Origin of the sequence: Kitasatospora azatica KCTC 9699 (assembly GCF_000744785.1) — a bacterium.
GTDB lineage: Bacteria > Actinomycetota > Actinomycetes > Streptomycetales > Streptomycetaceae > Kitasatospora > Kitasatospora azatica.
Map to the genome: position 1 here is coordinate 890,183 of NZ_JQMO01000002.1, position 12,586 is coordinate 902,768.

Sequence of the window (12,586 nt, forward strand, 5' to 3'; positions counted from 1 at the left end):
GCGGCCGCGTTGAATCGGAGAAGCTGCGGCGCATGGACTGGATGCCCCTGCTCTCCACGCTGACCGGTGCCGCTATCGGCATCACCGCCACCCTGATCGCCGATCGCAATCGGTGGCGGCGCGAGGAGGGCCGGCGCGCGCTGGACGTGCGGCGCGAGGCGTACACGGAGTTCGTCTCCGCGCTCAAGGCAGCGGGCGAGGAGATGCGGGCGGTCGCATTGGGCGATCACATGTCCGAGTCGGCGCGCGACGCGGCAGTGCGGGAAGCCTTCCGCCGCACCGGCCTCTACACGGCGAGCGAACGCCTCTGGCTCGTGGGCCCGACGCAGGTTGTGGCGGCCGGGAACGAGGCGTTTCGCAGCCTGCGCCGGATACGCGATGCCTATGCCCAGGGCGTGGTTGTCGACTCCGCCGAGGCTGCGCCCCTGATCGCACAGCGTCGCACGGCCATGGGCCGGATGCGCGACCTCATGCGTGAGGACCTGGGCAGCGGTCCCCTCGGGATCGAATGACCCACGCCGGCGCCGTCCCGCTTCAGAACATGTTGCCCCGCTTCAGAACATGATGAGCAGCCGCGTCTTCGGCTTGAGCTTCCTGTTCACCGAACGGCTCTGCACGTACACCTCCAAACTGGGATTGCGCCCCGCCTTGACGGAGACGGTCCCCTGGATACCCGTGCCGAACAGGAGGCTGCGTGCCGCGTCGCCCGTGTAAGCGCGGTCGGTGTCCTTCTCGACCACGATGACTTCCTTGTCGGGCTGAACCTGAACCCGGGTGCCCAACTGGTAGTAACACGACCCGCGCTCGTACGTCACGCCGGGATGCGAATCGACGAAGGATCGAATCTCGATCTCCGTGTCGACCTTCAGGAGCCGGTACTTGTCGGCCGGGATCGGTTCGAGATTCGCCCGCACCTCGTCGACCGAGAGGTCCTGGCCGACCGCGAACAGGTTCTTCGTGCCGCGCACGCCTTTCTCGCGGCCGCGCAGGAAACTGGTGGCGGCAGCGCGGACGGTACCGATCGCCTCCTCCACGCCCTCCTGGGAATCCGCGTCCCAGATGGCGATGTTTCCGGCGGGGAAGCCGTAGTTCTGGGCGGTTCGCTTCGCCAGCGAGTTCGGAACGAGGATCGCGGAAGTCCAATGTCCCGGAAGCGCACCCATCTTGGCCGCGATCCGGTCGAGCCAGGGGCCGAGAATGGCCATGTCGCCGTCGTGCCGCTTGTCACCTCCGGAGGCGTTCTCCTCGCCGTCCGTCACCACGATCTGGAGGAAACTGTGCTCGCCGTACTCCTCCCAGATGTGGCCCAGGTCGTCCAGCGACTTCAGCGAGGCCTCGACGAGGGCCGTAGCGCCATTGTTGACCTTGTACAGACCACGCATGGACGGCAGGTGCTTCACGTCCATGTCCCAGACCAGGTTCTCCACCCTGTGGTCGAAGGAGTAGAGGCTGATCCGGGTCTCATGACCGAGACTGTCCGACTCGGCCTTCAATCCCGCCACGAACTCGTCCACGACGCGAATGAGTTGGCTCTGGTGCTGATGCATTGAACCCGAACAGTCCACTACCAGCGCGACGTGATTCACCTTGTGCTGGATCTTGTTTGCGGACATATTCCTGCTCCTTCTCCGAGGCTCCCCGCGTGATGTCCTCACACTATGGGGAGGCTCTGACAACGGAGATTGACGGACAATCACCCGACGGCCCCGCGACAGACCCCACGTACCCGCCCGCGACAGACCCCACGTACCCGCCGTCGAGGGTCATCGGCTCGCGGCGGCGTTGAGCAGGTCGGTCATCAGGGCGAGCGGCGGCCAGTCGAGGCGGCCGTGTCGGGCCACCGCGTAGGCGCGCAGCTCGACGTCGGGGGAAGCCAGTGGGACGAGCCGCACCTCGGGCAGGGTCGGGAAGCCGATCGGGAGCAGCGCCACTCCCAGGCCCGCCGCGATCATCTCCTGCACCAGGTCGAGGCTGTCGGCCTGGTGGGTGACGCGGGGACGGAACCCCGCCATCGAGGCGAGCGTGCGGATGACCTCCTCGTCGGCCGTGTTGCGGGAGTTGACGATCCAGTCGTGCGTCCGGAAACGGGCGAAGACGTCCAGCGTCGTCCCTTCGCCGGGCTCGGCCTCGGCCGGCACGCCGAGCCCCCACCTGGCGGTCCACAGCGGGGTCACGCTGACCGTGGGATCGTCGGCGCCCGGAGCCAGGTTGTAGTCGTAGGTGAGCGCGAGGTCCACCTCATCGGCGGCCAGGAGCTCCAGCGACTCGGCCGGCTCGTGTTCACGGATGAGGACGTGGACCTGCGGGCTGGTCATCGCAAGGTCGACCACGACGGGCAGCAGGTATCCGCGGATGGCGGTGGCGAAGCCGGCCACCCTCAGGGTGCCGTTGGGCTCGGCCCCCGGACCGAGGTCACGGTGCGCCGTCTCGACGGCGGCGAGGATCGTCACCGCGTGCTCGGCGAGCCGCCGACCGGCCGGCGTCAGCCGGACCAGCCGCCCGGCGGGCTCGATCAGCGCGGTGTCCATCTCGCGGGCGAGCGCGGCGATCTGCTGCGAGACCGTCGAGGTGGTGATGCCGAGCACATCCGCGACCGCGCGCATCGAGCCCAGCCGGGACAGTTCCGCGAGGATCTGCAGCCGCCGTGTGTCCATGCGGCCATTGTTCAGCTTTCCCGAACGGATTGTCCATGATCGGCACGTGGACGGAAACGGTGCGCACGTCATCTACTGATGCCCATGAGCCCGCTGGAAGCCGTCGCCCGCCCCCTCGCCACCCGTCCGAAGCTGCGCTCCGCCCAGGGCGGAGCACTGATGGCCATGGGCGCGATGTCCTCCGTCCAGCTCGGGCTGGCCCTGTCGGTACCGCTCTTCGCCCAGCTCGGCGCCGTGGGCACGGCCGGGCTGCGACTGGCCTGGGCCGGCCTGCTGGTCCTGGTGCTGATACGCCCCCGCCCGCGCGACTTCGCCGGCCGGGACCTGGCGGCGTGCGCGGTGCTGGGCGTGGTGACCGCGGGCATGGTGCTGCTCTTCATGCTGTCCGCCGCGCGCATCCCGCTGGGCACCGCGAGTGCGCTGGAGTTCCTCGGCCCGCTCGCGGTCTCCCTCTTCCGCCCGGGCGGCGGGCGCAAGGTCTGGGCGGCGTCGGCCGCTCTCGGCGTCGTCCTGCTGACCGAGCCCTGGCACGGCGGGATCGACCCGGCCGGCCTCGGCTTCGCGCTCGGCGCGGCGGCCTGCTGGGCCGGGTACATCCTGCTGACCCAGCGCGTCGGCGACCGGGTCACCGGGCTGAAGGGACTGGCGGTCTCGCTCCCGGTGGCCGGCGTGCTCGCCACCCTGGTCGCCGCGCCCTCCGAACTCGGCCACGCGACCTGGCCGCTGGTCCTCATCATGCTCGGGCTTGCCGCCCTGAGCACCGTGCTGCCGTTCAGTCTCGAATTCCTCGCGCTGCGCCGCCTCACCGCGGGCGCGTTCGGCACGCTGATGAGCCTGGAACCGGCGATCGCACTGATGATGGGCATCCTGGTGCTCGGTCAGATCCCCGGCCCGGGGCCGGCCGCCGGCGTCGTCTTCGTGGTGATCGCGGGCGCCGGCGCCACCCGCACCGGCGGGCGGGAGGCTGCGGCGGAGGCGGCAGCGGTGGCGGAGGTAGCGGCAGAAGCGGCTACGGAGACGATCCCGGAACGCGCCGTCCGGGAGCCGGTGCTCTGCGCCTGAGTCCGGGGGCGCAACGCGTTCGCGAGCCCACCAGAGCCATGGCCGGAGAGTCTGTGGTCCTTGACAGGCAAAGTGGTTAGCCGCCATATTATCTGCATGACGAGGGACGGCATCGATGGCGAGGCGCCCACGCTGGACCAGGCCAGGCGGCAGGTCGAGCGCTACGGTCTGGTGGTCGATCCGCAGGCGGTGCTGGTCGCGGTGCGGCTGATCTCGGCGGGCGCGCGGGTCGGCCGGGCGGCCGAGGCGCACTTTGCCAGGTTCGGCCTGTCGACGGGGCGTTACCGCCTGCTCACCGACCTCGAAGACCACGGCGGGGAGAAGTCCCCCTCGCAGCTCGCGGTCGACCTCGATGTCTCCAGAGCCACGGTCACCGGCCTGCTGGACGGCCTTGAGCGCGATGGCCTGATCGCCCGCCGCCCGTCCACGGAGGACGGCCGGGGCACGGTGGCCATCCTGACCGCGCGCGGCGCGCAGCGCCTGCGCGAGATGGCGTCCGAGCATTTCGGGCGGCTTGAGGCGATGGTGGGTGGGCTGTCCGCCGACGAGCGTGCCGTGTTCCTGGAGCTGCTAGCCCGTGTCGTGCGCGGCAGTGCGGCCCTGGCTGCCGACTGACCCGACTCACAGCCGTTATGGCCCTGCCTTCCCGGCAGGGCCCTTTTTACGAGGCAATAGTTAGCCACCTAATTATATTGCCCGAGTAGGCCCGCCCCCGCCGCAGCCCAGCCACAGCCCTCCACCTCCCTCACACGAACGAGAAAGAGGCCAGCATGCCCGCAACGAAGAACAGAACCAGCCGAACCCGGGCAGTCTCCCGGCCGTCCCGGCCGTTCACCCTGTGGCGCGAGGTCCTGACCGCCTACGTCGCCCCCGCGCTGATGGCGGGCGCCGCCGGATTGGTCACCAGGCAGCAGGACCTGGTCGTGGCCGCCTGCACCTCCATCGCCGGCACCTCCGCCGTGGTGGCGCTCCTGGTCGGCACCTGGCTGCGGCACGGCGGGCAGCCCCGACGCTGGACCACCGCCACGCCGCGCGCCGTGCTGACTGCCGCACTCGTCATCGCCGCCACCGGCATGGCGGCCCTGCTGGGGTGGTTCGCCGCCCAATGGCTACCCGCCCACACCTCGATCCCCGCCGCCCCGTGGCTGGAGCGCCTGCGCATCGACCTGCCCGTCTCCACAGCCCTCGCCACCACCATCGTCACCCTGCACTGGCGCAGCACCACCACATCCCCGGCCTAACCCACCCCGACCTTGCCCACCCAGCGCCAAGCCGCGCCCGGCCTGAGCCTGTCCGCACCCCCAACCCTCCATTCAGGAGCCCGCCACCGGAAGCTACCCGCGATGCCCCTCGGTCCGGGCGTGCTGCAGTTTGCGGGTGAAGCGGTGCATGTGGGGATCGAGCAGTTCGGCCGGCTCCTCGAGTACCTGCCCGTCGGTCAGCCATCGGATGGCGCCGAACTCGCCTTGGTCGTAGGAGATGACGGTGCCGGCGTCGGCGTGGAGGAGGTACCAGAGCGAGACATCGGCGTGTGTGCCCTGTCCCCGGGTCCGGGTGACGGTGAGGAAGAGGGGATGCTCGCCGGTGATCGGCGATGCCACGGCCTCGATGCCCAGTTCCTCACGGCATTCGCGGACCACCGCGGCCCACGGGTCCTCGCCCGGCTCGACATGTCCTCCGGCCGGCAGCCACAGGCCCGCCTTGCGGTGCGCGACAAGCAGCAGCCCGCGCGTGTCGTCGAGGACGGCGAAGTAGCTCACCAGGTGCATCGCCGGAACATCCGGCTTGCGCACCCGGTGGAGCGGGGCTCCGCTGGCGATCCAGTCCGTAGCGGTCTTCAGATGGGCGCGCTCCAGGTCGTCCCACGGTTCGATGGCGCCGACCACCTCATGGAGGTGGGCCCGGGGCTGATCGTCAGGGGTGGTGAGCGGGTGGCCGGTTGAGGTCATCCGCGCATCCTGGCAAGAGGCACTGACACGTGGCGTCGACACCGGCCCGACTTTCCGGGGTCTCACCGGTCATGCTGCCGGATTGGACGCCAAGGACGCATGCCCGTGGCGACGCGGTCGGCGTAGGGGGCCCGAAGAGGTGGCCGCCGTCGTCCGGAGCGTGGCTTCCCTGTCACAGTTCCGTGTCACGGTTCCGTCCCAAGTCCAGCCCGCTTGTCACAGCTCCATCCCAAACCCAGGACGCCGGGGCCAGGTCCTGCCAGGGTGATCCGCATGCCTTCCATTTCTGAGAGTCCTGCCGGACCGGCAAGCCAGGCCGTGGCCAACGACTACGACAGCTTCGCCCAGGCGTATGACACCGGCACCGAAGCGAACCTCATCAACGGCTACTACGCCCGGCCCGCGATCCTGGATCTGGCCGGGGACGTGGCCGGGCGGCGGGTCCTCGACGTCGGCTGCGGATCCGGCCCCCTGTTCGCGTCCCTGCGCGACCGGGGCGCGATCGTGACCGGCTTCGACTCCAGCGCTGGAATGCTGGAACTGGCCCGCAAGAGGCTCGGGCCGGACGCCGTTCTGCACCGCGCGGACCTGGGCGACCCGCTGCCGTTTCCCGACGGCGCAGGACGCTGTTCATCGGTTCCACCACGAGGACGCCTTCGCGGTCGGCGATGGGCATGGTGCTGCGGCGGCCGTTCAGCGGGTAGTAGTTGTCGAAGGCCGCCCAGAGCCGGATGCAGTCGGGCGCCGGCTGCCCGTCCGGGAGGACGAGCTCACCGGCTCGCGGATGAGGTTCGGCGTCTCCGTCGCATCCCGCCGCCCGCAACCGCGCCACCGCGGCTTCGATCACGCTCTCACCGGTCATCTGACCCCCATTCCCCGATCGACGTGCCGGCCTCGGCCCGTCCATTGACCGCCCGCTCCGCGTGAAGGCTCGCACGTCGTCAACCGAGCCCGGACACGGACCCCGTGGCAGGTGGTCGGTCAGGTCACCGAGCACGGTGCAGCACCCGGCGAGTACACCTAGCGGCCCTGTTTGGCCTTCTCGTACGAGTCCCGGGCGGCCATGACGTCCGGGACCCGGCTTTCCACCCACCGGGCCAGTGACCACACCTGGCGGGCGGCCTCCTCGCCGATCGGCGTGAGCGAGTAGTCGACGTGCGGCGGGATGACGGGGTGCGCCTGGCGGTGCACGAAGCCGTCCCGCTCCAGGGTCTGCAGGGTCTGGGCGAGCATCTTCTCGCTGACCCCGCCTACGGTGCGGCGTAGCTCGCTGAAGCGACGGGTGCCGTCGGTCAGCGCCGCCAGCACCAGGACGCCCCACCGGCTGGTGACGTGCTCCAGGATCAGCCGCGAGGGACAGCTCGCCACGTTCACGTCGGGTGCGGCCATCGGCGGCACCTTCGACTCGTTGCTTACTCCCATACCAGTACCTTACCTCAAAGTGGGTACTATCTAGAAGTTAGTACCAGCTCTAGGGTTAGTCCTGCATCCGCACAATTGTTGACAGGAGAACCCATCGCATGAGCATCGTGGTCACCGGAGCGACCGGAGCGCTCGGCCGTCTCGTCATCGACGAACTGCTGGCTACGGTCCCCGCCGAGCAGGTCGTCGCCGTCGTACGTGACAAGGCGAAGGCCTCCGACATCGCCGATCGTGGTGTCGAACTCCGCCTCGCGGACTACAACGAGCCGGAGACTCTGGCCGGCGCATTCCAGGCCGGCGACGTCGTGCTGCTGATCTCCGGCAACGAGGTCGGGCAACGCGTCGCCCAGCACACCGCCGTCGTCAGCGCCGCCAAGGACGCAGGTGTGGCCCGGATCGCGTACACCAGTGTTCTGGGCGGCCCGGCAGCCGACTTCGTGCTCGCGGACGACCACAAGGCTACGGAGACGGCAATCCTCGACTCCGGCTTGACGTACACCTTCCTGCGCAACGGCTGGTACACCGAGAACTACACCGCCCAGATCCAGGTCCAGCTTCAGTACGGCGTTGTCGGCAGCGCGGGCGAAGGCAGGATCGGTTCCGCGACCCGGCAGGACTTCGCCGCCGCCGCGGCCGCTGTCCTGACCGGCGAGGGTCACCAGAACGCGACCTACGAGCTGAGCGGCGATCAGGCCTGGACCCTGGGCGAGTACGCAGCCGAGCTGTCCAGGCAGTCGGCGTCGACGGTCGCCTACACCGACGTCCCCCCGGAGGCCCTCAAGGAGGTGCTGGTCGGCGCGGGCTTGCCGGGAGCGTTCGCCGACATCCTCGTCGACGTCGATGTCGCCGGCATCAGGCCCGGCCTGCTGGAGGGCGGCAGCGGCGACCTGTCCCGCCTCATCGGCCGCCCGACCACTCCGCTCGCCGACACGATCGAGGCTGCGCTGAAGGCCTGACGTCGACTCAACTGGACTGATCCCGCCGGGTTTCAGGGGAGGAGGGCCGCACCCGGGGAGGGTGCGGCCCTTCCCGGGTGCGGCCCTTCCCGTCGGCCCAGTGTGGGAACCGCCGGACAGGTCAGGCCGTGCATGTATCGTCGAGCCAGGCTGGAGCTTCGCGAAGGGACGATGTGCGGTTCGAAGACGCCAACTGGGCCTGGGGCCGGGACCTCCCGCTCAGGTATCTGCTGGTCAGTGAGGAGTGGGACCGCGAGCAGACGCTATGGGCACGATGTGCCGATGCCGACGGGCTGTTCGTGGATCCGATACCCAGGCGGGAGGCGCTGACTCTCGTCGCGTGCGCACCGACCGGCCGGCTACTGAAAGCCATCGATCAGTCCGCCCATGAGCCGGTCAGTCTCGGCCACTTGTTTGTCACGGTCGAGTTCCCGGACGACCATGAGGATTCGTGGAGCGGGTACTGGGTGCACTACTGGAATCTGGACGACGTCGTCGTGGTCGCCAGCCGGCCTTCCGAGACCGATCCGCTGCTGGTCGACGTGGTCGTCGAGGCCGAGGTGACCGGACCGACCCAGCCCTCCTACCGACCTGGCCGCATCAGCGAGCCCAAGGTCTCGGAGGCCTACATCAACAACGGGACGGGCAGCGGGATCGGCCAGTGCCGTCGGATCGCGGGCCTGTACGTCGACCGGCCGACCCCGACGGCCGCGCCGATGCGGCTCATCGGCTGCGAACCCACCGAGCAAATGCTCTCGCGGCTCGTCCGCCGGAGGACCACCGGCGACCCGGTGAAGCTCTGGGCTGTGGACAGCACGGGCAAGGTGATCCGCACCGAGGAACGCCTGACGCTGCACATCACCGAGTCCCGTCCGTCCGTGCTGGGGAGTGCCCTCATCGACATCTCCCTGCGCGAAGGGGTTGAGTATCCGCCGCAACTGGCTGCCCGACCGGTCTGGAAGGCGTGGTACGAGGGCGCTCCGAGCGAACGCAACGAGTGGGCTCGCTTCTCGCCCGGCGGCAGGGAGGAGTGGCTGCGGTTCACCAACGCCAGCCTCGGTGAGGTGCCCGCAGACGGCACCTGCCATCTGGACGGCAGCTTCGTCACCGACGTCGCCGGCCTCAAGTGCGCCCTGGGCGAGGCGGTCGCCGGTCCCGGCAACCACTTCGGCCAGTGCTGGGGCGTTCTCAAGGGCTGCCCCTGCGGCGGCAACGCCATCCCGGAACCGTTCACCCTCATCTGGCACGACGCGGAGGTAGCCAGGCAGGCCCTGGCCTCGGTCAGCGTGGATGCGGCCGGAGAGCTCACCTACTTCGAGAGCACTGTGCGGTTCCTCGAACAGCTCGGCGTCACCGTCGTTCTGCGCTGATCTAACGGCTGAAGGGGTGTTGCAGAAGCTCGGCCCGCTCCTGGCCCTGCAGCCGGGCACCGCGGCCGGCCGAGGGCCTGGACCGGTCGTGGATCGTGGATGGAACGCCACCGCCCGCCCGGATCTGGTCTGGGCGGGCGCCGCGCTGTGGCGCGGGGCCTAACGTCGGTGGGCGCGTTTAGGCTCGCTTTGACCATGGAGTCCGAGTGAGGGACGTGAGTGTCATGTCGCGTGTTCGAGTGCACAACCTCAGCGTGTCGCTGGACGGGTTCGCTGCCGGGGAGGGACAGGGGCTGGAGGCCCCGTTCGGGCATGCCGGAACTCGGCTGGTCGAGTGGTTCTTTCAGACCCGCGCCTTCAACGAGATGCACGGCCAGACCCGCGGCGGCAGCGGTGTCGACGACGCCCTCGCCTGGGCCTGGGGGCCCGGGATCGGGGCGGAGATCATGGGCCGCAACAAGTTCGGGCCGCAGCGCGGCCCGTGGACCGACGAGGAGTGGAAGGGCTGGTGGGGAGACAACCCCCCGTTCCACACCCCGGTGTTCGTACTGACGCACCACCCGCGCCCCTCCCTGGAGATGGAGGGCGGCACGGTCTTCCACTTCATCGACGCCTCGCCACAGGAGGCTCTCCAGCAGGCCCGCGAGGCCGCGGGCGGCCTCGATGTGCGGATCGGCGGGGGCCCAACCACGGTCAGGCAGTTCCTCGCGGAGGACCTGGTCGACCACCTCCACGTCGCCCTCGTCCCGATCGTCCTGGGCCGCGGTGAGCGGCTGTGGGACGGGCTGGAAGGGCTGGAGCAGCGGTTTCAGGTCGAGTCGGTGACGACACCCAGCGGCATCACCCATCTGACCTTCACTCGCCCTTAGCGCCGCCCCGACGGTGCCTCGTACCACACCGATGTCCGGGTCCACATGCGGCTGCACCAGAGTACGGCGACGTGCAGAGCCAGACCCTCACCTGCTGACCCGTTGCCCGACCACCGTCGAGGACGCGATGGCGGACTCCCTGCACCTGCACGGATCGGCGCAGCGTCGCTACGCCGACATCCGACCGCGCTCGGTTTCGATCCTGCCGGTCGCCTCGGCCTGCCAGGCCCGGTGCTCGTTCTGCTTCTCCGCGGCCTCGATCTCCAGCGACCAGGCGCTGGCCCGGGTCCCGTGGGACGTGGTCGGCGTCTGGCTGGAGCGCGCCCGTGCGGCGGGCGCCGAGCGGGCAGTGATCACCGGCGGCGGGGAGCCCACGCTCATACCGTTCGAACAGCAGCTACGGCTGGTGTCCGCCTGCTCGGCCGCCTTCCCGAAAGTCGTCCTGATCACCAACGCGCACACCCTGGCGAAGGGTCAGCACGCTGACCGGGCGGGCCGGCTGGCGGCCCTGAGCGCTGCGGGCCTGAGCGTGCTGGCGGTCTCCCGGCACCATCAGGACGATGCCGTCAGCGAGCGGCTGATGATGTTGCGCACACCGGTGAGCTCCGTGGTCGACACCTGGCGGGTGGAACGCGACCGCTGGCCGGGGCTGCGGATGAGGCTGATCTGCGTGCTCCAGCACGGCGGCGTGGCCGACGCGGCCGGCGTCGCCGACTACCTCTCGTGGGCTGCGGCGCTCGGTGTCGAGGAAGTCTGCTTCAAGGAGCTCTACGTCTCCACCAGCACCGAGTCGCTCTACTTCGACCGCGCCGCCAACACCTGGAGCCGGGAGCACCAGGTCTCGCTCTCCGTCGTCACCCGGTTCGCCGAGCAGCACGGCTTCGACCTAGTGCCGCGTCAGGCAACCTTTGCCCGTCAAGGAGCGGCGTCCGGTGCGTGCTCTCGGCGTGCCGGCCGGAAGTCCTCGTACTGGACGTACTTGGGCTTTCGGCCGGTGCGGCGAGAGTGCGTGCCGGGCGTCGCGACGGGGCGAAGGTTGCCTGACGCGGCACTAGCGAGCCGGCTGCCCTGGGGTGCGCCGGTCTACCAGGGCAGTTGGGGCGGCCGGCCGATGCGGATCGCCGCTTACACCGAGCCCAGCCTGCTCTGGGAACGCACCAGCGGGATCGCCCGCAGTTGGAACGTCCTGGCCGACGGACGCTGTTACGCCTCCCTGGAGGACCGGGCCAGCGAGATCGTGCCGGAAGGTGCGGCGGCATGAGGTTCGAGGAGTTCCAGGAATTCCGGCAGCGGCAACTCAGTGCTGCCCCGTTGCTGCTGGACGCCGCCGAGACCAATGTGTACCGGGCACTCGCCCCGCTGCGGCCGGCACCGCCGGCCGACCTGAGCACGGTGCACCGGTGCGATCTCGCCCGAGCCTGGCTGCGGCGGTTCGAGCTGCCGGAGGAGTGGTCGCGCCGCGCCATGGTCTGTCGAGGGGTCCGGCACGGGCTCGGTGTGCTGTTCCCCTGGCTGCGCGCCGTGCAGGCGCGGTTGTGGTTGCCCAGCGACGTGTACCCGGTCTACTTCGAACTGGCCCGCGCTGCGGGACTGGCGCCCGCGTCCTACCCGACACTGCCGGCGCCGCTCCTGCCGGCGCCGCTCCTGCCGGGTTCGCCGGCGGACGACCGGCCCGAGTACCTGCTGCTCGCCAACCCCAGCAAGCCGCTCGGCCGGTACCTGTCCGAGGCCGAGTGCGACGCGGTGATCTCGTGGCTGCGGGAATCACCGCACCGCCACCTGCTGATCGACAGCGTCTACGACCTGGGAACCCCGTTCGCCGTCGGCACCCGGCGACTGCTGGACACCGGTCGTGCGGTCCTGCTGCACTCGGTCACCAAGGGATGGCTGTGGCCCCGCACGTTCGGCGTGGTCCTGCTGGGCCCGGCGCAAACCGAACTGGCGGACTTGGCCGAAGCGTTCCGGGCGGATCCGCCGACGCCGGCTCAGCTGGGGCTCGCCGACCGTCTGCTGACCGAGCACAGTGACCTGCCCCGGCAGGTCGGCGACGAACTGGCGGCCCGGGCCGAGCGGTTGTTCGAACGGCTGCCGGACGAGGTGCTCGGGGCGATTCCCACGGCGAGCCGGACTTCTCCCGGCACCTACTTCTTCCCGGTCGACATCCCGGCGCCGACGCTCCAGCGCGAGTACGGCCTGCTCGCCCTGCCGGCCGGCGTGTTCGGGGAGAGCCGCTGGTCCGGCTCCATCCTGACCAGCCTTGCCAACGGCTTCGGGACGTAGCCCTGGGTCGGGCTCCCCTGGCCC

13 protein-coding genes and 1 pseudogene are annotated in these 12,586 nt (G+C 70.0%); 10 read left to right on the forward strand and 4 right to left on the reverse strand.

What is annotated here, in order from left to right; genetic code table 11:
• Positions 1-32: 32 nt before the first annotated feature.
• Complete coding sequence (locus tag BR98_RS04235) at positions 33-512, forward strand: hypothetical protein (protein ID WP_232247234.1); 480 nt, start codon at positions 33-35, stop codon at positions 510-512.
• Positions 513-554: 42 nt separating this feature from the next.
• Here the strand turns inward: BR98_RS04235 and BR98_RS04240 are convergent, their stop codons facing one another.
• Both BR98_RS04240 and BR98_RS04245 read right to left on the reverse strand, forming a co-directional pair.
• Positions 555-1,613, reverse strand: a complete 1,059-nt coding sequence (locus BR98_RS04240) for a vWA domain-containing protein (RefSeq protein WP_035840216.1) — start codon at positions 1,611-1,613, stop codon at positions 555-557.
• Between the two features lie 150 nt (positions 1,614-1,763).
• A complete protein-coding gene (locus BR98_RS04245; protein ID WP_035840219.1) occupies positions 1,764-2,654 on the reverse strand; it encodes a LysR family transcriptional regulator in 891 nt (296 codons plus the stop codon).
• 84 nt (positions 2,655-2,738) lie between these two features.
• Between BR98_RS04245 and BR98_RS04250 the strand changes: the two genes are divergently transcribed.
• From BR98_RS04250 to BR98_RS04260, 3 genes are all read left to right on the forward strand, one after another.
• Complete coding sequence (locus BR98_RS04250; protein ID WP_232247235.1) at positions 2,739-3,716, forward strand: EamA family transporter; 978 nt, start codon at positions 2,739-2,741, stop codon at positions 3,714-3,716.
• A gap of 96 nt (positions 3,717-3,812) precedes the next feature.
• Complete coding sequence (locus tag BR98_RS04255) at positions 3,813-4,331, forward strand: MarR family winged helix-turn-helix transcriptional regulator (RefSeq protein ID WP_035842878.1); 519 nt, start codon at positions 3,813-3,815, stop codon at positions 4,329-4,331.
• A 155-nt stretch (positions 4,332-4,486) separates the two neighbouring features.
• Positions 4,487-4,957, forward strand: a complete 471-nt coding sequence (locus BR98_RS04260) for a hypothetical protein (RefSeq protein ID WP_035840221.1) — start codon at positions 4,487-4,489, stop codon at positions 4,955-4,957.
• 93 nt (positions 4,958-5,050) lie between these two features.
• On the opposite strand, the gene BR98_RS04265 is transcribed toward BR98_RS04260, so the two are convergent.
• Entirely contained in the window at positions 5,051-5,665 is a 615-nt protein-coding gene (locus tag BR98_RS04265) for an NUDIX domain-containing protein (RefSeq protein WP_035840223.1), read from the reverse strand.
• A 273-nt stretch (positions 5,666-5,938) separates the two neighbouring features.
• Here BR98_RS04265 and BR98_RS40845 point away from each other — a divergent pair.
• A pseudogene (locus BR98_RS40845) lies at positions 5,939-6,286 on the forward strand (class I SAM-dependent DNA methyltransferase); the annotation flags it as partial.
• Positions 6,287-6,685: 399 nt separating this feature from the next.
• On the opposite strand, the gene BR98_RS04270 reads toward BR98_RS40845, so the two are convergent.
• Positions 6,686-7,087, reverse strand: coding sequence for a winged helix-turn-helix transcriptional regulator (locus BR98_RS04270; RefSeq protein ID WP_035840225.1), 402 nt, complete (start codon positions 7,085-7,087; stop codon positions 6,686-6,688).
• Between the two features lie 98 nt (positions 7,088-7,185).
• On the opposite strand from BR98_RS04270, the gene BR98_RS04275 reads away from it, so the two are divergent.
• The 5 genes from BR98_RS04275 (at position 7,186) to BR98_RS04295 (ending at position 12,562) form a co-directional block, all read left to right on the forward strand.
• Complete coding sequence (locus BR98_RS04275; RefSeq protein ID WP_035840227.1) at positions 7,186-8,043, forward strand: SDR family oxidoreductase; 858 nt, start codon at positions 7,186-7,188, stop codon at positions 8,041-8,043.
• A 77-nt stretch (positions 8,044-8,120) separates the two neighbouring features.
• On the forward strand, positions 8,121-9,413 hold the full coding sequence (locus BR98_RS04280; protein ID WP_157537387.1) for a hypothetical protein: 1,293 nt from the start codon (positions 8,121-8,123) through the stop codon (positions 9,411-9,413).
• 224 nt (positions 9,414-9,637) lie between these two features.
• Positions 9,638-10,282: a dihydrofolate reductase family protein gene (locus BR98_RS04285; RefSeq protein WP_035842881.1), complete on the forward strand. Its 645-nt coding sequence runs from the start codon at positions 9,638-9,640 to the stop codon at positions 10,280-10,282.
• A 127-nt stretch (positions 10,283-10,409) separates the two neighbouring features.
• Positions 10,410-11,543: a radical SAM protein gene (locus tag BR98_RS04290; RefSeq protein WP_232247236.1), complete on the forward strand. Its 1,134-nt coding sequence runs from the start codon at positions 10,410-10,412 to the stop codon at positions 11,541-11,543.
• On the forward strand, positions 11,540-12,562 hold the full coding sequence (locus BR98_RS04295) for an aminotransferase class I/II-fold pyridoxal phosphate-dependent enzyme (RefSeq protein ID WP_035840233.1): 1,023 nt from the start codon (positions 11,540-11,542) through the stop codon (positions 12,560-12,562). Before BR98_RS04290 ends, BR98_RS04295 begins: the two co-directional genes overlap by 4 nt.
• The last annotated feature ends 24 nt before the right edge of the window (positions 12,563-12,586 follow it).